Source organism: Bradyrhizobium sp. Rc2d (assembly GCF_900099855.1).
Classification (GTDB): Bacteria; Pseudomonadota; Alphaproteobacteria; order Rhizobiales; family Xanthobacteraceae; genus Bradyrhizobium.
Map to the genome: position 1 here is coordinate 41,126 of NZ_FNCU01000014.1, position 16,164 is coordinate 57,289.

Genomic DNA, 16,164 nt, shown 5'->3' on the forward strand with positions numbered 1-16,164 from the left:
GCCTCATGGCGGATTACGACCTTGCGATCATCGGCGGCGGCTTGAACGGTGTCAGCCTCGCGCGCGATGCGGCTGGCCGTGGCCTGCGGGTCATTCTGTTCGAGCAGGGCGATCTCGGCGCCGGCGCGTCGTCGGCGACGCCGCGGCTCGTTCATGGCGATCTGTCGGTTCTGGAACGGCGCGGGTTCTGGCGGGTGCGGCGGGCGCTGGCGGAGCGCCGGACTTGGCTCAGGATCGCGCCGCATCTGGTCCGGCCGATGCACTTCGTCATCCCCGCCCATTCCGAGGAACGCCCGCCATGGCTGCTGCGTGCCGGCCTGTTGCTTTATGACAGCCTCTCCAGCGGGAGTGGGCTGCCTGTCGCGACGACCCTCGACATCACGCATCATCCGGTCGGCAACGCGCTGAAGCGTCCGTTCGGCACGGCGTTCGAATATTCGGACTGCGTCGTCGATGATTCCCGCCTGGTGGTGCTCACGGCGCTCGATGCCGCCGAACGTGGTGCGGTGATCCGGACCGGGGCGCGCTGTGTCCGCGCCGACCGAACCGACACCTGGCGGCTTGCGGTGGTCGATCGTGGCCACCGCCGCACGATCACGGCACGGGCCTTGGCCAACGCCACCGGCGCCTGGACGCCTATGGTGGCGGAGACCGTGCTGCGGCAGCCGCAGCCCGCCATGGCCGCCACGCAGATGAGCCAGATCATCGTGCCGCGGCTGTTCTATTCCGATAACGTCTACGTTTTCCAGAACAACGATGGACGACTGATCTTTGCCCAGCCCTTCGAGCGCGACTTCACCCTGATCGGCACGGTGACGCACGACTTCACCGGCGATCCCGCGATCGTGGCGATGCCGGGAGCCGACATCAGCTATCTCTGCGAGGCGGCCAGCCGCTATTTCCGCGAGCGCGTGACCCCGAGCGACGTGGTCCGGACGGTCTCCGGTGTCAATCTGACGCTGGCGTCCGTGCGGCAACGCGATGGCACGACCCTGTTCCACGCGCGCCGGCGCAAGGCGCCGCTGATCACCATGTTCGGCGGCGATGTCACGACGTCGCGCCTGCGCGCGGAGCGAGCGATAACGAAGCTGACGCCGTTCTATCCGATGTCGCCGCGTTGGACCGCCGGCGCGGCGCTACCGGGCGGGGACTTTGCCTGGGATCGTTTCGACACCGAGGTCGACCTCGCGCGAGACCGCTGGCGCTTTCTTTCGGAGCCGCAGGCCCAGCGCCTGGTCGCGGCCTATGGCTCGCGCCTGCCGGCGGTGCTCGGCGAGGCGAAGACCCGTGAAGAACTTGGCCCCGCCTTCGGTCCCGAACTGACCGGCGCCGAAGTACGTTACCTGATGAACCATGAATGGGCGCGCTTCTCCGACGACATCCTGTGGCGCCGTTCCAAGCTCGGCCTGACCATGCCCGCGGCGGATCGCGACGCGCTGGCCTCGTTCATGTCGGATGTGAACGATCAGTCCCGAACCGGTTGAGCTAGGGACGATCGGCCGCTAGCGTGCGGCGGAATTGGGGTTGGCAGGGAACATGACGGACGAGTTGCCCAGAACAAACGCCGCGGCCAATGCGACCAGCGGAGATCAACATCCGGCGGCCGGGCAGCCGTTGCTGCGCATCGAGGGCGTCGCCAAGACGTTCGGGACGTTCCGTGCCGTGGACGGCGTGTCGCTCGACATCAGGGCCGGCGAGTTTTTCGCGCTGCTTGGTCCGAGCGGCTGCGGCAAGACCACGCTTTTGCGCATGCTCGCCGGCTTCGAGGCGCCGGACGAGGGGCGCATCCTGCTCGGGGGTCAGGATATCGCGCAGGCCTTGCCGCACGAGCGTCCGATCAACATGATGTTCCAGAGCTACGCGCTGTTTCCGCATCTGTCGGTGCGCGACAACATCGCCTTCGGCCTGAAGCGTGCCGGCATGGCGCGCGCCGACATCGCCTCGCGCGTGGCGGAGATGGTCGCACTGGTGAAGCTCGAGGGACTTGAGAAGCGCAAGCCCGACCAGCTCTCCGGCGGCCAGCGCCAGCGCGTGGCGCTGGCCCGTGCGCTGGCCCGCCGACCGCAGCTCTTGCTGCTCGATGAGCCGCTCGCAGCGCTGGACAAGAAGCTGCGCGAGAGCACGCAAGCCGAGCTGATGGAGCTGCAGCGCCGGCTCGGCATGACCTTCATCATCGTCACCCACGACCAGGAGGAGGCGATGACGATGGCGAGCCGGATCGGCGTGATGAATGCCGGCAAGCTGGCGCAGGTCGCGAGCCCGCGCGAACTTTACGAGGCGCCGCGCTCGCGCTGGATCGCGGAATTCGTCGGCGACGTCAATTTGTTCGAGGGCGAGTTCAAATTGCGCGACGGTCATCGCCTCGTCATTGCCACGCGCGAGGCCGGGACTTTGGTTGCGGCCGAGCCGCGCGAGCGGGTGAGCGAGGCGAAATTGTCGGTCGCGATCCGGCCCGAGAAGGTCAAGCTCTCGCGCCGCGGCCCGGTGTTTGAGGCCGGTCGTGAAACGGCGATCAACAGTCTGGACGGTGTGATCGCCGACATCTGCTATCTCGGCGGCATCACCACCTATAAGGTGAAGCTCGACGAGGGCGGAATGGTGCAAGCTTCAGTCGTCAACAGCGCGCGTCTCGACGTCGACGCCTACAGCGTGAACCAGAACGTCGTCGCCTGGTTCACGCCCGACGACTGCGTGGTGTTGCCGTCATGAGCGGACGCCGCATCTTCGCGCGGCCGGCGCGTTTTGCTGCCATCGCGCCTTACGTCTGGATGGTGCTGTTCTTCCTGGTGCCGTTCGCCTTCGTGCTGAAGATCAGCCTATCGCAGACTGCGATTGCGCAGCCGCCTTACGAGCCTGTGTTCGACCTGACGGCGGGATGGGAAGCACTGAAGACGGCCCTTGCTGCGTTGTCGATCGATAATTTCAGGCTGCTGATCTCCGACGACATTTATGTATTCGCTTATGTGCGCAGCCTCACCGTCGCCGTCACAGCGACCGTGCTCCTGCTCCTGATCGGCTACCCCATCGCCTATGGCATGGCGCGGCTGCCCAAGCGCTGGCAGGCGGTGGCGATGGTGCTGGTGATCGTGCCGTTCTGGACCTCTTTCCTGATCCGCATCTATGCCTGGATCAACATCCTCCAGCACGACGGCTTGCTCAACCAGATCCTGCTGGCACTGCATCTGGTCAGCCAGCCCGTCGTGTGGCTCTCCACCGACAGCGCAATGTATATCGGCATCGTCTATTCCTATCTGCCGTTCATGATCCTGCCGCTCTACGCCACGCTCGCCAAGATGGAGCCGGCGCTGGAGGAGGCGGCCGGCGATCTCGGCGCGCCGCCCTGGCAGGTGTTCTGGCTCGTCACCTTCCCGCTGTCGCTGCCCGGCGTCGGCGCCGGCGTGCTCTTGTGCTTCATTCCCATCGTCGGCGAGTTCGTCATTCCGGACCTTCTCGCGGGCTCCAACGCGCTGATGATCGGCCAGACCCTCTGGCTCGAATTCTTCACCAACAAGGACTGGCCGGTCGCGTCCGCGGCGGCCATCGTGCTGCTGGTGGTCCTGCTGGTGCCGCTGCTGCTGTACGAGCGGCTTCAGAAGCGGCAGCTGGAACAGGGGCGCTGAGACGATGCGCAAGCTCTCCCGTCTCTCCCGCTTCAACATCGCCTCGCTCGCGCTGGGGCTGGCGTTCCTTTATCTGCCGATCCTCATCCTCGTCATCTACTCCTTCAACGCCTCGCGCCTGGTGACGGTGTGGGGTGGCTGGTCGCTGCGCTGGTATCACGAGTTCTTCAACGACCGCGCCATGATCGAGGCGGCCTGGATGAGCCTGCGGGTTGCGGTCTCATCCGCGACCATTGCCACGCTGCTCGGCACGCTCGCCGCGGTCGCACTGTCGCGTGGTGAACGCTTCGGCGGCCGGACGCTGTTCTCCGGCATGCTCTATGCGCCGCTGGTGATGCCGGAGGTGATCACCGGATTGTCGCTGCTGCTGCTGTTCGTCGCGCTCAATGCCGAGCGCGGCTTCTGGACGGTGACGATCGCCCACACAACGCTGACGATGTGCTTCGTCGCCGTGGTCGTGCAGTCCCGTCTCGGCTCGCTCGATCGTTCGCTGGAGGAGGCCGCGATGGATCTCGGCTGCGATCCTGTCCGCGCCTTCGTGGCCGTCACGCTGCCGCTGATTGCGCCGGCAATCGTCGCCGGCTGGATGCTGGCTTTCACGCTGTCGCTGGACGATCTCGTGATCGCGAGCTTCACCACCGGCCCTGGCTCGGCCACCCTGCCGATCCGGATCTACTCGGAGGTGCGGTTGGGGGTGAAGCCGGAGATCAACGCGATCTGCACGCTGGTGATCGCCCTGATCGCGGTGGTGATCGTCATCGCCTCGCTCGCCTCGAAGCTGTCGAGCTCGCAGGGCGAGAGCGCGGCGCCGCTGTGAGCCGATCGTCACTGCGAGCGAAGCGAAGCAATCCAGAAATGCCCCCGCGGAAGCACTCTGGATTGCTTCGTCGCTACGCTCCTCGCAACGACGAAGGGCTGTTACGACTTCACCGCACCTGCCGTGAGCCCGCCCACCATGTAACGACGGAAGGCGTAGTAGACCGCGGCCGGCGGCAGCGCATAGATGAAGCCGGTGGTCATCAGCAGCTCCCAGGGCGAATCGTCGGCGGCAAGGAAGTTGCCGAGTGCGACGGGGAGGGTGATCTCGCGATCGTTCGAGAGCAGCAGGAACGCGTAGAGATATTCGTTCCAGGCCAGCAGCACCGCATAGGTGCCGATCGCGACCAGCGAAGGCATCATCAACGGCAGATAGACCAGGCGGAAGATCTGGAGCGTCGTCGCGCCGTCCATGACGGCGGCTTCGTCCAGCTCGACCGGCAGTTTGTCGGAGGCCTGCTTGAGCACCCAGATCGCGTAGGGACTGGCGATCGTCACCATGGCCAGGATCAGCGACCAGTGATTGTTGAGCAGGCCGTAATTGCCCATGGTGCGATACATCGGCACGGCGAGGAACGCCGCGGGGATGAAATAGGTGAAGAGCGCGAGGTTCAACACCATGCGTCCGCCCGGCACTTTCAGCCGCGAGATCGAGAACGCCGCCGCGGTCGCAATGAACAGGGTCAGCACGCCGACGGACGCCGCGATCAGCGTCGAATTCCAGAACTGGACGTAGAAGTCGCGCAGGAAATAATGCTGCTGCTTGAACACGATCTCGAAGTTGTGCAGCGTTGGATGATCCGGCCACAGCTTGCCCGAGAACGCGTCCTCCTTCGGGGAGATCGCGAACAGGAACATGTGATAGATCGGGATCATCGTCCACAGGAAGACGGGGATACCGATCAGCAGCAGCCGCGCTTCGATCGCGACTTCGCGCAAGGAGGGGAGCTTCATCGCGACAACCGTTTCATCATGAAGTACACGAGCGGCAGGACGAACGGCATCGCGCAGACGATCGACGCCATGGCCAGCGAGAGCTGGTCGAGCCGGAGATAGCGGATGCCGAGCGTCGACAGCACATGCGTGAGGTCGGCCGGACCACCGCCGGTGAGCAGATAGACGCTGTTGAAGTCGCCGAGCGTCCAGATCATCGAGAGCAGCGTGCAGGTGACGTAGAGCGTCTGCATCGACGGCCAGGTGATGTAGCGGAATTTCTGCCACCAGCTCGCGCCGTCGACCTCGGCGGCCTCGAACAGATCGTGGGAGATCGCAAGACGGCCGGTGATCAGGATCAGCGTCCAGAACGGCAGCGACTTCCAGATGTGCACGGCGATCGCCATGGTCAGCGCCACGGTCGGATCGTTCAGCCAGTTCGGGCCGTCGTCGCCGGTGAGGGTGAAGATGAAGTGGTTGATCATGCCCCATTCGGGATTGAGCATGAAGCGCACCGACAAAATGGTCGGGATCGACGGCACCGCCCAGGGCAGGATGAAGATCACCGAGAGCCATTTGATCCAGGTGCGCTGCTGGGCGAAGAAGCCGGACAGGAACAGCGCGATCAGCATCTTGATGTTGATGCCGATGACCAGGAAGATCAGCGTGTTGACCGCGGCGCGCGCGAAGATCGGGTCGTTGTACAGCGCGACATAGTTCGTCGGGGCGCGCGCCAGCCAAAGCCCGTAGCCGACGGGATAGACGACGAAGGCGAGGAAAACGAGCAAATAGGGCGCTAGCAGTACGATGCCCCAGACCTGCGCCGGGGTCAGCCGCGACGACAGGGGCGGGCCGGGGATTGCCTGATCGCCAGAGAGCGTGATCGCCATTCTTTTCGGTCTCTTCAAAGAGAAGCCGGCCGCGAAACGCGGCCGGTGTTGTTCTTATACCTTTCCCCGCAACGCGGGGAGAGGGGCGGATGACTTAACCTGCGACCTGCTTGATGCGGGCGATCAGTTCGTCGACGGCCTTGTCGACCGGAACCTTCTCGCTCACCACCCGGTTCATCGCCTTCGCCCACACGTTCTCGTTGTTGAGGATCGTGAACTTCCAGTTCTTGGTGAAGTCGAACGCGGCGGTGCCGCCCTTGAACTGCGTGTAGACCGCCTTGCGGTGCTTGTCAGCCTGCCAGAACGGGCTTTCCTGGCTTTCCTTCGTCACCGGGAACCAGCGGCCGAGTGCGCCCTCGATATAGGGACGGACGTTCTCTTCCTGGAGCAGGAAGCTGATGAACTGCTTCGCCTCGGCCTTGTTCTTGGCCGCGGTGAAGACCAGCCCGGTCTTGACGTCGGAGCGGTAGCGGATGGTCGAACCATCGGGCGCCTTGGGGAAGGACGCCGTGATGATGTCCTGTTCATAGGCCTTCTTGCCGGCGTCGCGCTGCTCCTGGGTAAGGGCCTGGTTCTGCGAGTCCTCGAACCATTTCGCCGCGATCGAGATCGTGAAGTTGTGGGTCATCACGATGGTCTTGTTGTGGAAGGCGACGTTGTTGTCAGGATCCTTCCAGGTCGTCGAGGAGGGCGGCGTGCAACCCTTGATGTAGGTGTCGGTGTAGTCCTTCATCGCCTTGATCAGGTTCTCGCGGACCTTGGGATCATCGACCAGCAGCTTGCCGTCGTCGTCAACCAGCTTGACGTGGTAGGCGTCCATGAAGGTGTAGAACGACTGGAAGGCGTCAGTGGATTCCACGCCCATCGGCTGGCCGACGGCATAGATGCGCTGGCCGGTCGCCTTGCGGATCGCCGGCTGCACCTTGTCGCACCAGAACGTCCAATAGCCCGTCCAGTCGGTCGGAATGTCGCTCTGCTTGAAGCCGGCCTTCTCCAGCATGTCGTTCCAGATCTGGACGTGCATGCTCTGCTGCTTCAGCGGGAAGCCGTAATAAGCCTTCTTCTTGGTCACGTCGTTGTAGAGGATCGACGCGTCCAGCGTGTTCTGCACGAACCGGCCCTTGATCGGCTCCATGACATCCGTGAGGTCCTCGAGCTTGCCCTCGTAAGCCCACTTGCCCTGTGCTTGCACGTCATAAGAGTCGGAATAGGCGACATCGGGCACGGTGCCGGCATCGAGCGCGGCGACCGTCTTCGGAATCATGTCCTGGATCGCGTACTGCGACAATTCGACCTTGATGCCGGTCTTGGCTTCGAACTTCTTGATCGTGTCGATCAACGCGTCGTCTTCGGAGCGATAGAAGCCCTTGCCCCACCAGACCGTAATCGTCTTCTGCTGCGCAAAGGCGGGTGCAGTGGCCGCAAACAGCCCAACCGCAGCGACCGCCAATGATACTGCGCCAATAACCTTGGATCTCACGTTTTTCTCCCTCAAACGGCCGGTGTTTTTAACCGGTCGTATAAAACACTAGCGCATGGCGGAAGTCTGATCTAGCGCCATCTTGTCAGACCAATGTCGTGGGGATGGAGCCTCGCGGAGATGCTTAATGCGCGCATCGATCCAATCGCCGCATCAATTCGCGGCAATCAATTCGCCTTGTGCGTTCTGGCTCGGCCTGACAATGCGCAGCTGCTCGCCGCCAGCGAAAGGCGTTTTAAGCAGTATGAGGACTGAACGCAACGCAACCCGCTCGCAAGGCAGCGGTGCTCTGGCTGCAGGGCCAAAAATGTCTCTGTGAAACGGGCGGATTGATCCGAGGAACTCCGGTTCGACAGGGAACGTCTTGCCCCTCTCTGCCGGCGAGCTATCAGCGTTTCCGCTTCAGACCCGTCGCTGCTGTGTTCGAACTTGCCTCGGCGGATCGGGACCGCGGCTTGCCTTGCCCGCTTGTCCGGAAAGGAGAGCGCCATGCCTCGAGCAGCATCTTGAGAAATTGGCTGGCATGAGGGGATAGTGTCGCCCCGCGCCTGCGCACGATTCCGATCGTCCGCGACACTTCCGGCTCGATCAACCGAATGGTGTGAATGATCGGATGGCCGGCGGCTGGCGTCGCGAGCTTCGGTAGCACGGCGATTCCGAGTCCCGCTTCGACCAGGCCAAGCGAACCGGAGAGATGCGCGACTTCATAGGACCAGTTCAGCTGCAGGCCGTGTCGCGCCAGCGCATTGTCGATCAACGCGCGATTGCCGCTGTTGCGACCGACGGTGATGACCCGGTGCGGCACGATCTCCGACCAGCTTACCTGTTTGCGCGATGCCAACGGATGGTCATGACGGCAGGCCAGGACGAAAGGATCCTCAACCAGTTTCTCAAATTCAATTTCGGCATGTGATGCACCAATGAAATTGATGCCGAAGTCGGCTTCGCCGCGCGCCACCGCTTCCAATCCCTCATTGGCACCGATGTCCAGAATCCGGATGCGAATGCGCGGATACGCTTCGGCAAACCGGCCGATCGCTCGCGGCAGGAAATAGAACACTGCTGTCGGCACCGCAGCCACCGAGACCAAGCCTGAACTTCGCGCGCCGATATCCTGGATGGCGAGCACCGACGTCTCAAACTCGTCGATGAGGCGGCGCACCTTCGGCAGGAAGTCGCGGCCGGTCATGGTGAGATTGACGTGACGTGTCGACCGCTCGAGCAACGGCGCGCCGAGGCTTTCTTCCAGCTTCTGAATGCGTCGGCTGAGCGCTGGTTGAGACAGGTTCAGCGCCTTGGCGGTCCGGACAAAGCTTCCCGTCTCCGCGACGGTGATGAACGCCCTGAGGTCGAGCAGTTCTGCGTTCATGGCAGGACTCCATTATTTCTGTAAACGAAATAATACCTCAGATATTTGCATTTCACAAAAGAGTTCAGAGGGAGGATGCTCCGGTTCGGGCGAAGATGACGCCGAACGGAAGAACTCCATGAACGATCAGATTGCCATTCCCTGTGTGGTCATGCGCGGCGGCACCTCGCGCGGGCCGTTTTTCCTGGCCCGCGATCTTCCGGCCGACCCCAGGTCGCGCGACGCGGTCCTGTTGTCTGTGATGGGAGGTGGGCACGATCTTGGAATCGATGGAATCGGCGGCGGTAATGCCGTTATCAACAAGGTCGCGATCATCGGACCGGCAACGGTGCCCGGCGCCGACGTTGACTACCTGTTTGCCCAGGTACGTGTTCGTGAAGGGATCGTCGATACCTCGCCGAACTGCGGAAACATGCTGGCGGCGGTGGGACCGTTCGCAATCGAGGCCGGCCTGGTCGCCGCGACCGCAGATCGCACCCATGTCCGCATCCACAATGTCAACACCGGCAAGCTGATTGATGCGACCGTTGCCACCCCCGGAGGGCGGGTGACTTACGAGGGCGAGGCGCGGATCGACGGCGTACCGGGAACGGCCGCGCCCATCGAACTGTCATTCCCTAACGCGGCCGGCGCACGCACCGGTCGCCTGCTGCCGACGGGACGTCCGATCGACCGCATCGAAGGAATCGATGTGACCTGCATCGACGCGGCGATGCCGGTCATGCTGGTCCGCGCGTCGGATCTGGGATGGACCGGCCGTGAGACACCTTCGGAGTTCGCCGACAGCGGCTTCCGCGCGCGTCTCGAGAACTTGCGCATCGAGGCCGGCCGCCGGATGGGTTTTCCAAATTCCGCGACAATGGTGATCCCGAAGCCGGTTCTGATTGCGTCTGCGGGCGAGGCGACGTTGAACACCCGATACTTCATGCCGCATGACTGCCATGGCGCGCTGGCCGTGACCGGCGCTGTCGCGATCGCGACTGCGTGCCTCACGCCCGGAACGATCGCCGCAGAGATGGTGGGACCTCTGGCGCCGCCGGTGCCGATCACGCTCGCCCATCCCTCCGGCCAGCTCGTGGTTCGGCTGGAGCCCGGTCCGGTCGCCCGGGTGCAGCGGACAGCCCGGCGGATCTTCGAGGGCCACGTCTTCGCCCGCCGGTCGCATGTGCCTCATTCGGTCTTGGCGGCCTGAAGCCCGCCGCCTCCGCAGCCATCAAGAAAATCAGAGCCATGGGAGAAACGAGAATGCACAAGCAAGCGCTGGTTGGACACCCGAACACCGAGGCGCGGAAGCCATTCTACCGGATTCTCTACGTCCAGGTGCTGATCGGTCTCCTGCTGGGCGTCCTCACGGGCCATTTCTGGCCTGAATTTGGTGCGGCGCTGAAGCCCTTCGGAGATGGCTTCGTCAAGCTGGTCAAGATGATGATCGCGCCGATCGTGTTCTGCACCATCGTCAGCGGCATCAACAGCATCAGCGATTCCCGCGAGGTCGGCCGCACGCTGGTGAAATCCATGGCGCTGTTCTACCTGCTGACCGTGCTCGCGCTGCTGGCCGGGCTGATCGCCGTATCGCTGATCCAGCCGGGCGCGGGCATGCATGTTTCCGTCAATACGCTGGACCCGTCGGTGGCTGCGAAATTCACCAAGCAGGCAGGTGCGACCGGATTTGCGGACTTCATGCTGCACATCATCCCGCATTCGTTCTTTGGAGCGTTTGCCGATGGCGAAGTGCTGCCGGTCCTGCTGATCTCCATCCTGATCGCCTTCGGTCTAAGCCGTGCCGGCGATGGGGGTGTCGTGGTGACAAAGGCAGTCGCCTCGTTCTCACACGTGCTGTTTGTATCCTTCGGCTTCATCATGAAGCTCGCGCCGCTCGGCGCCTTTGGCGCCATGGCGTTCACAGTGGGCCGCTACGGCATCCGCTCGATTGGTTCGCTCGGACTGCTGATCCTGACATTCTATATCGCCTGCTCCGTCTTCGTGGTCGTCGTGCTTGGTACGCTGGCGCGGCTGAACGGCTTCAGCCTGTGGAAGACCGTCCGCTACTTCAGGGAAGAATTGCTGATCGTGCTCGGCACGTCGTCGTCGGAGCCCGCGTTGCCCGGCGCGCTGCGCAAGCTGGAGCAGCTCGGATGCCGGAAAGGCGTGTCAGGGCTCGTGTTGCCGATGGGCTACTCTTTCAATCTGGACGGCAGCGCCATTTATCTCACCTTGGCCTCCATCTTCATTGCGCAGGCCTGTGACATTCACCTGTCATGGGGTCAGATCGCGGCGATGCTCGGACTGATGCTGCTGACGTCCAAGGGGGCGGCCGGCGTCACCGGCAGCGGCTTCGTCGCGCTTGTCGCGACCCTCTCGGTCATGCCGGATTTGCCCGTGACCGGCGTGGCGCTGCTTGTCGGCATCGACCGCTTCATGTCGGAGGCGCGGGCGCTGACCAGCATGATCAGCAACTGTGTCGCGTCCATCACCGTTTCGCTGTGGGAGGACGCCTGTGACCGCGAGGTGCTGGCCCGTGAACTGGGGCAGAGTGGCACTGTCACGGCCGCGCCCGGGACGAAGATCGGGGAGGCGGCACTGGTGCGGGAGGACAAGAGCTGGATTTCGACGACGCAATCCGCCGCATGACGCAGCGTTTGCATGAAATCGGTCGCAGTATTCAGCTTGGCAAATCGAGCCCGTGGCCCGCAGGCTGCCGACCCCTAAGAGAGCGACGTTGATCACTCTAGTTGGATTTGGCGCTGTCCTTCGCATTCTCCGCCGTCGGCGATCCATCCTGCGCGGGGCGCTTTCCGCCCCCGGTGATGCGCTGCTTCAGGAGATCGAGGAAGGGAGACGCCGCTGGCGACTGGCGGATCAAGCTTTCGGGGTCGGGGAAAATCAGGGGATCGTCCCAGGGCCCCTGCACCATGAAGGGCAATTGAAAGCCGGACGTCGTGTTGAGGCTCGCCACGCCCTTCATGTCGTATTCGCGCGTCGGCACCGAGGCGGTGCCGGTCATCGTGATCTTCGCCGCGGGCCCTTCGATGCGGATGTCCTCGGCGGTCGCGATCCCGTCGGCGAATTTCACCGCGATGGTGAGATTGTTATATGGGGTCGAGCCGTTGCGGAAATTGCCGCCGCCGGACAGCGGCCGCCGCTCCAGACGCTTCAGCAGTTGCTCGGCGTTGAAGCCCGCGATCGCGCCGTCATGCCCGGTCACGGTAGCTGTCCCGTCGAGCGACTGCACGAGACCGAACGGACTCGAGCCGGAGGCGAGCAGAGAGACGTTGATGTTGCCGCGCCCCGAGAGCTTGCTGATGCCGAACAGCTCGGTGGCGCAGGCCTGCAGATCGACATCGGTGAACTGGAATTGCGCCTTGATGTCGGCGACGCTGTCGGCGCGCGCGATGCCGAACGAGCCTCTGGCGATACCGCCAAAGATCTGGGCCTCGCCCACCGAGAGCGCCAGCGTGCCGTTGCGCAAATTGGCGCCGATTGCGGTGCGGCCGAGCTTCGACGGGCCGACCGTCAGCTTTGCCGCCGACAGGCGCATGTCGAGGTCGGTGGTCGATAATCCGTTGAGATCGAACAACTGTCTGTTCCAGTCGCGCGCTCCGCTCGCGAGCAGGCGGAAGGTCGAGATATAAGGCGTGAAGTCGAGCGCGTCGGCGGCGAGCGTCGCCTGCAGCGTCTGCCGGCCGTTATTGGCGTAGGTCATGACGCCCTCGGCGGTATTGCCGTCGAGCTCGACATTGACGTTGGTGAGCGCGATCGAGGCACCCACGACGTTGGCACGCGCCTTCAGCGCGAAACGGCCGAAGCCGCCGCTGCCCGGCTGCGGCTGTCCGGTCCAGCGCAGGGCGTTGCGCAAGGACGGGCTGTCGATGGTGAGGGTGCCTTCCATCATCGGGCTGGTGCGGTTGGCGACGCTGCCGTCGAAGGCGAGCTTGAGCGGCGCGCTCGCGATCCGCGCCTTCAACCCCGACCGCTCGCCGGAGAGGGCGGCGACGAAATCGGAAAAGCTGATCGAGCCGTCGACGCGCTCGCCGCGCCAGTCGAACTGTCCTGTCGCGGCAAAGGAGCGCGAGATCGAGGGCCAGGCCAGCGACAGGTCGATGTCCTCGAGCTTCTCGGTGGCGTGCGTGGCGGCGTCCTCGTAATTGAGTACGCCGTCCTGGATTCTGATCTCGGAGAACGACACCTGGTTGTCGGCGCCTGGCTTCATGGTGCGTGCAATGGTCTGGATGAAGGGGGTCCAGTTGCTCTCGCCGTCGGGCTTCAGGCTGACATGGATGCGCGGCCGCAGCAGCGCCAGGTCGGCGATCTCGAATCGTTGCAGCAGCAGCGGCAGCAGCCGCAAATTGGCGGTGAGCACGTCGACATGGAGCGCGGGATCGTTGGCACCGCCGCCCTTGAGACCGACGTCGCGGAAGGAGATGTAGCTCGCCGGCAGGACCGAAATGTCGATGTTGCCCGCGACACTGAGCTCGAGCCCGGTCACGTCGCGGATCTGCGCCTCCACCGCCTTGCGCAGCGCGTCGCGGTTGATGAGCCAGGAGGTCGCGATCAGGGCTATCAGCGCCACGCCGAGCAGCGCCGCGATCGGCGTCCCGAGGCGCTTCATTCCTTGGGCCATGGTCAATGGCATGTCCTGATCGGGTTGGTCGTTGGAGCCAGAAGGGCGGGTCGGGAAACCTGCGTGCCCACGCCCAACCCCCGCAACTTGATGGGTTTTCTTGTCGCTTTCAAGGCCGCGGGCGATTCTGCCCACGGCGTGGGCAGCTTCTACCACCCAGGGGCGGAACGGAGAACCCCGTATCATTGACGGCCTCGGAGAATTTCGCCTAATAATCGCCGCTAATAAGGCGCGACGCCCGCAAGCCGAAGGTTCAGTCGAAGGTCATTTGCATGAACAAGGTCTATCCCGACGCCAAGTCGGCTCTCGACGGCATTCTCAAAGACAACATGATGATCATGTCGGGCGGCTTCGGCCTCTGCGGCATCGCCGAGGAGCTGTCGGACGCGATCCGGGAGTCCGGCGTCAAGGGCCTGACGGTGGTCTCCAACAATGCCGGCGTCGACGGCATCGGGCTCAGCCGCCTGTTGGAAACCCGGCAGATCAAGAAGATGATCTCGTCCTATGTCGGCGAGAACAAGCTGTTCGCCCAGCAATTCCTCGCCGGCGAGCTGGAACTCGAATTCAATCCGCAGGGCACGCTGGCCGAGCGCATTCGCGCCGGCGGCGCAGGCATCCCGGCCTTCTACACCAAGACCGGCGTCGGCACGCTGATCGCCGAAGGCAAGGAAGTGAAGGAGTTCGACGGCGAGAAGTATCTGATGGAGCGCGGCCTGTTCGCCGACCTCGCCATCGTGCATGCCTGGAAGGGCGACACCGCCGGCAACCTCATCTACCGCAAGACCGCGCGCAACTTTAACCCGATGATGGCGACCGCCGCCAAGATCACGGTGGCCGAGGTCGAGCATCTGGTTCCGGCCGGTGAACTCAATCCCGACCACATTCACACGCCCGGCATTTTCGTGAAGCGCATCGTCGAGGTCGGCACGGCCAAGAAGCGCATCGAATTCCGCAACACCCGCCCGCGCACCAGCGCATGATCCGGAAAAGTGGAAGCCGGTTTTCCGATCAGATCATGCGCCACTAAAGAATCGACAGGAGCACAACGATGGCCTGGACCCGTGAACAGATGGCCGCGCGCGCCGCGAAGGAACTGCGCGACGGCTATTACGTCAATCTCGGCATCGGCATTCCGACGCTGGTCTCGAACTACATCCCCCACGGCATGGACGTCAGCCTCCAGAGCGAGAACGGCATGCTCGGCATGGGCCCGTTCCCCTATGAAGACGAGGTGGATGCGGACCTGATCAACGCCGGCAAGCAGACCGTGAGCGAGCTGCCCTCGACGTCCTATTTCTCGAGCGCCGATTCCTTCGGCATGATTCGCGGCGGCCACATGGATCTTTCGATCCTCGGCGCGATGCAGGTGGCCCAGAACGGCGATCTCGCCAACTGGATGATCCCCGGCAAGATGGTCAAGGGCATGGGCGGCGCGATGGACCTCGTCGCCGGCGTCAAGCGCGTCGTCGTGGTGATGGAGCATTCCGCCAAGGACGGTCCGAAGCTCCTGAAGCAGTGCAATCTGCCGCTCACCGGCGAGCGCGTGGTCGACATGGTGGTCACCGATCTTGCCGTCTTCACCATCGACAAGCACGGCGACGGCGGCATGGCCCTGATCGAACTCGCCGACGGCGTCTCGCTCGACGAAGTCAAGGCCAAGACCGAAGCCGAATTCCGCGTCGCGCTGAAGAATAGCTGAGGCTTCGCAATGGGGCGCGCATGACGATGCGGTCTGCGCGTCCCGAAGACGCCGATTTCATCGTCCAAACCATCCTTGCGGCGCAGCGCGGCTATCGGCCGCGCGGCTGGTTCGACGTCGCGCTGGGCTGGCCCGAAGCGCAGTGCCGCGATTTCATCGCGCGCATCGCGGTCGCACGTGCCGTGTCGATGTGGCACGTCTCGCAATTCCTGGTCGCCGAGGTCGATGGCAAGCCTGCCGCCGCGTTGTGCGCGCTGCCGGCGGCCGGCACCGGACCTGCGGCCTGGCGCGCGATCGAGGAAGTCGCGGTCGCGACCGGGCTCGCCGCGCCGGAGCTGGAAGCTATCCGTCAACGTGGCGCCTATACGCGCGCCTGCTGGGTTCAGGGCGGGGAGGGCGACTGGATGATAGAGTATATCGCAACCGATCCCGGCTATCGCGGTCGCGGCCTGGTGCAGGCGCTGATCGGGCACGCACTGGATAAAGGGCGGGCGGCTGGATTTGGCCGGGCGACAATTTCGTTTTTGATCGGCAACGAACCTGCCGAACGCGCCTATGCCAAGGCGGGTTTTGCCTTTGCGGAAGAGAAGCGCGATCCCACGTTCGAGGCGATCATCGGCGCGCCGGGCTTTCGCATGTTTGCTCGGGCGATTTGATCGGCCCTGTGTTGGCATTTTGAACTGTCATGCCCCGCGAAGGCGGGGCATCCAGTACGCCGTCGCCTTTCGATTCTATC

General features: G+C 63.7%; 14 protein-coding genes. 9 read left to right on the plus strand and 5 right to left on the minus strand.

Features of this window, described 5'->3' with window-relative positions; all coding sequences use genetic code 11:
• Nucleotides 1–5: 5 nt before the first annotated feature.
• The 4 genes from BLV07_RS18710 to BLV07_RS18725 are packed head-to-tail and all read left to right on the plus strand — an operon-like array spanning nt 6 to nt 4,437.
• The gene (locus tag BLV07_RS18710; RefSeq protein ID WP_091888247.1) at nt 6–1,484 is read left to right on the plus strand and encodes a glycerol-3-phosphate dehydrogenase; all 1,479 of its coding nucleotides are present in this window, start codon (nt 6–8) and stop codon (nt 1,482–1,484) included.
• Nucleotides 1,485–1,536: 52 nt separating this feature from the next.
• Nucleotides 1,537–2,709 carry an ABC transporter ATP-binding protein gene (locus BLV07_RS18715; RefSeq protein WP_091888249.1) on the plus strand — a complete coding sequence of 391 codons (1,173 nt, stop codon included), beginning with the start codon at nt 1,537–1,539 and terminating at the stop codon, nt 2,707–2,709.
• Nucleotides 2,706–3,620: an ABC transporter permease gene (locus BLV07_RS18720; protein ID WP_091888251.1), complete on the plus strand. Its 915-nt coding sequence runs from the start codon at nt 2,706–2,708 to the stop codon at nt 3,618–3,620. Before BLV07_RS18715 ends, BLV07_RS18720 begins: the two co-directional genes overlap by 4 nt.
• Nucleotides 3,621–3,624: 4 nt before the next feature.
• On the plus strand, nt 3,625–4,437 hold the full coding sequence (locus BLV07_RS18725; RefSeq protein ID WP_091888253.1) for an ABC transporter permease: 813 nt from the start codon (nt 3,625–3,627) through the stop codon (nt 4,435–4,437).
• 101 nt (nt 4,438–4,538) lie between these two features.
• Here BLV07_RS18725 and BLV07_RS18730 read toward each other — a convergent pair whose 3' ends face one another.
• The 4 genes from BLV07_RS18730 to BLV07_RS18745 all read right to left on the minus strand — a co-directional run bounded on the left by BLV07_RS18730 (nt 4,539) and on the right by BLV07_RS18745 (nt 9,108).
• Nucleotides 4,539–5,390, minus strand: a complete 852-nt coding sequence (locus tag BLV07_RS18730) for a carbohydrate ABC transporter permease (RefSeq protein WP_091888255.1) — start codon at nt 5,388–5,390, stop codon at nt 4,539–4,541.
• The gene (locus tag BLV07_RS18735) at nt 5,387–6,259 is read right to left on the minus strand and encodes a carbohydrate ABC transporter permease (protein WP_091888257.1); all 873 of its coding nucleotides are present in this window, start codon (nt 6,257–6,259) and stop codon (nt 5,387–5,389) included. The genes BLV07_RS18730 and BLV07_RS18735 overlap by 4 nt, the downstream gene beginning before the upstream one ends.
• Before the next feature lie 94 nt (nt 6,260–6,353).
• On the minus strand, nt 6,354–7,739 hold the full coding sequence (locus BLV07_RS18740) for an ABC transporter substrate-binding protein (RefSeq protein ID WP_091888259.1): 1,386 nt from the start codon (nt 7,737–7,739) through the stop codon (nt 6,354–6,356).
• A gap of 388 nt (nt 7,740–8,127) precedes the next feature.
• Nucleotides 8,128–9,108, minus strand: a complete 981-nt coding sequence (locus BLV07_RS18745; protein WP_091888261.1) for a LysR family transcriptional regulator — start codon at nt 9,106–9,108, stop codon at nt 8,128–8,130.
• Nucleotides 9,109–9,226: 118 nt separating this feature from the next.
• Here BLV07_RS18745 and BLV07_RS18750 point away from each other — a divergent pair, with 118 nt between their 5' ends.
• Together BLV07_RS18750 and dctA are read left to right on the plus strand one after the other, a co-directional pair.
• Entirely contained in the window at nt 9,227–10,300 is a 1,074-nt protein-coding gene (locus BLV07_RS18750; RefSeq protein ID WP_091888263.1) for a 4-oxalomesaconate tautomerase, read from the plus strand.
• 53 nt (nt 10,301–10,353) lie between these two features.
• Complete coding sequence (gene dctA / locus BLV07_RS18755) at nt 10,354–11,739, plus strand: C4-dicarboxylate transporter DctA (RefSeq protein ID WP_091888265.1); 1,386 nt, start codon at nt 10,354–10,356, stop codon at nt 11,737–11,739.
• A gap of 97 nt (nt 11,740–11,836) precedes the next feature.
• Here dctA and BLV07_RS18760 read toward each other — a convergent pair whose 3' ends face one another.
• Nucleotides 11,837–13,729 carry an AsmA family protein gene (locus BLV07_RS18760; protein ID WP_176945633.1) on the minus strand — a complete coding sequence of 631 codons (1,893 nt, stop codon included), beginning with the start codon at nt 13,727–13,729 and terminating at the stop codon, nt 11,837–11,839.
• A 272-nt stretch (nt 13,730–14,001) separates the two neighbouring features.
• Between BLV07_RS18760 and BLV07_RS18765 the strand changes: the two genes are divergently transcribed.
• The 3 genes from BLV07_RS18765 (at nt 14,002) to BLV07_RS18775 (ending at nt 16,084) form a co-directional block, all read left to right on the plus strand.
• On the plus strand, nt 14,002–14,709 hold the full coding sequence (locus tag BLV07_RS18765; protein ID WP_027573157.1) for a CoA transferase subunit A: 708 nt from the start codon (nt 14,002–14,004) through the stop codon (nt 14,707–14,709).
• 68 nt (nt 14,710–14,777) lie between these two features.
• Entirely contained in the window at nt 14,778–15,428 is a 651-nt protein-coding gene (locus BLV07_RS18770) for a 3-oxoacid CoA-transferase subunit B (RefSeq protein ID WP_091888269.1), read from the plus strand.
• A 20-nt stretch (nt 15,429–15,448) separates the two neighbouring features.
• Nucleotides 15,449–16,084 (plus strand): GNAT family N-acetyltransferase, encoded by a 636-nt coding sequence (locus BLV07_RS18775; RefSeq protein ID WP_091888271.1) that lies wholly within the window; start codon nt 15,449–15,451, stop codon nt 16,082–16,084.
• The last annotated feature ends 80 nt before the right edge of the window (nt 16,085–16,164 follow it).

Coding starts and splice junctions, on each gene's coding strand:
- BLV07_RS18730 (WP_091888255.1), bottom strand. CDS start 5,390: ATGAAGCTCCCCTCCTTGCGCGAAGTCGCGATCGAAGCGCGGCTGCTG.
- BLV07_RS18770 (WP_091888269.1), top strand. CDS start 14,778: ATGGCCTGGACCCGTGAACAGATGGCCGCGCGCGCCGCGAAGGAACTG.
- BLV07_RS18725 (WP_091888253.1), top strand. CDS start 3,625: ATGCGCAAGCTCTCCCGTCTCTCCCGCTTCAACATCGCCTCGCTCGCG.
- dctA (WP_091888265.1), top strand. CDS start 10,354: ATGCACAAGCAAGCGCTGGTTGGACACCCGAACACCGAGGCGCGGAAG.
- BLV07_RS18765 (WP_027573157.1), top strand. CDS start 14,002: ATGAACAAGGTCTATCCCGACGCCAAGTCGGCTCTCGACGGCATTCTC.
- BLV07_RS18745 (WP_091888261.1), bottom strand. CDS start 9,108: ATGAACGCAGAACTGCTCGACCTCAGGGCGTTCATCACCGTCGCGGAG.
- BLV07_RS18715 (WP_091888249.1), top strand. CDS start 1,537: ATGACGGACGAGTTGCCCAGAACAAACGCCGCGGCCAATGCGACCAGC.
- BLV07_RS18735 (WP_091888257.1), bottom strand. CDS start 6,259: ATGGCGATCACGCTCTCTGGCGATCAGGCAATCCCCGGCCCGCCCCTG.
- BLV07_RS18710 (WP_091888247.1), top strand. CDS start 6: ATGGCGGATTACGACCTTGCGATCATCGGCGGCGGCTTGAACGGTGTC.
- BLV07_RS18775 (WP_091888271.1), top strand. CDS start 15,449: ATGACGATGCGGTCTGCGCGTCCCGAAGACGCCGATTTCATCGTCCAA.
- BLV07_RS18750 (WP_091888263.1), top strand. CDS start 9,227: ATGAACGATCAGATTGCCATTCCCTGTGTGGTCATGCGCGGCGGCACC.
- BLV07_RS18760 (WP_176945633.1), bottom strand. CDS start 13,729: ATGGCCCAAGGAATGAAGCGCCTCGGGACGCCGATCGCGGCGCTGCTC.
- BLV07_RS18720 (WP_091888251.1), top strand. CDS start 2,706: ATGAGCGGACGCCGCATCTTCGCGCGGCCGGCGCGTTTTGCTGCCATC.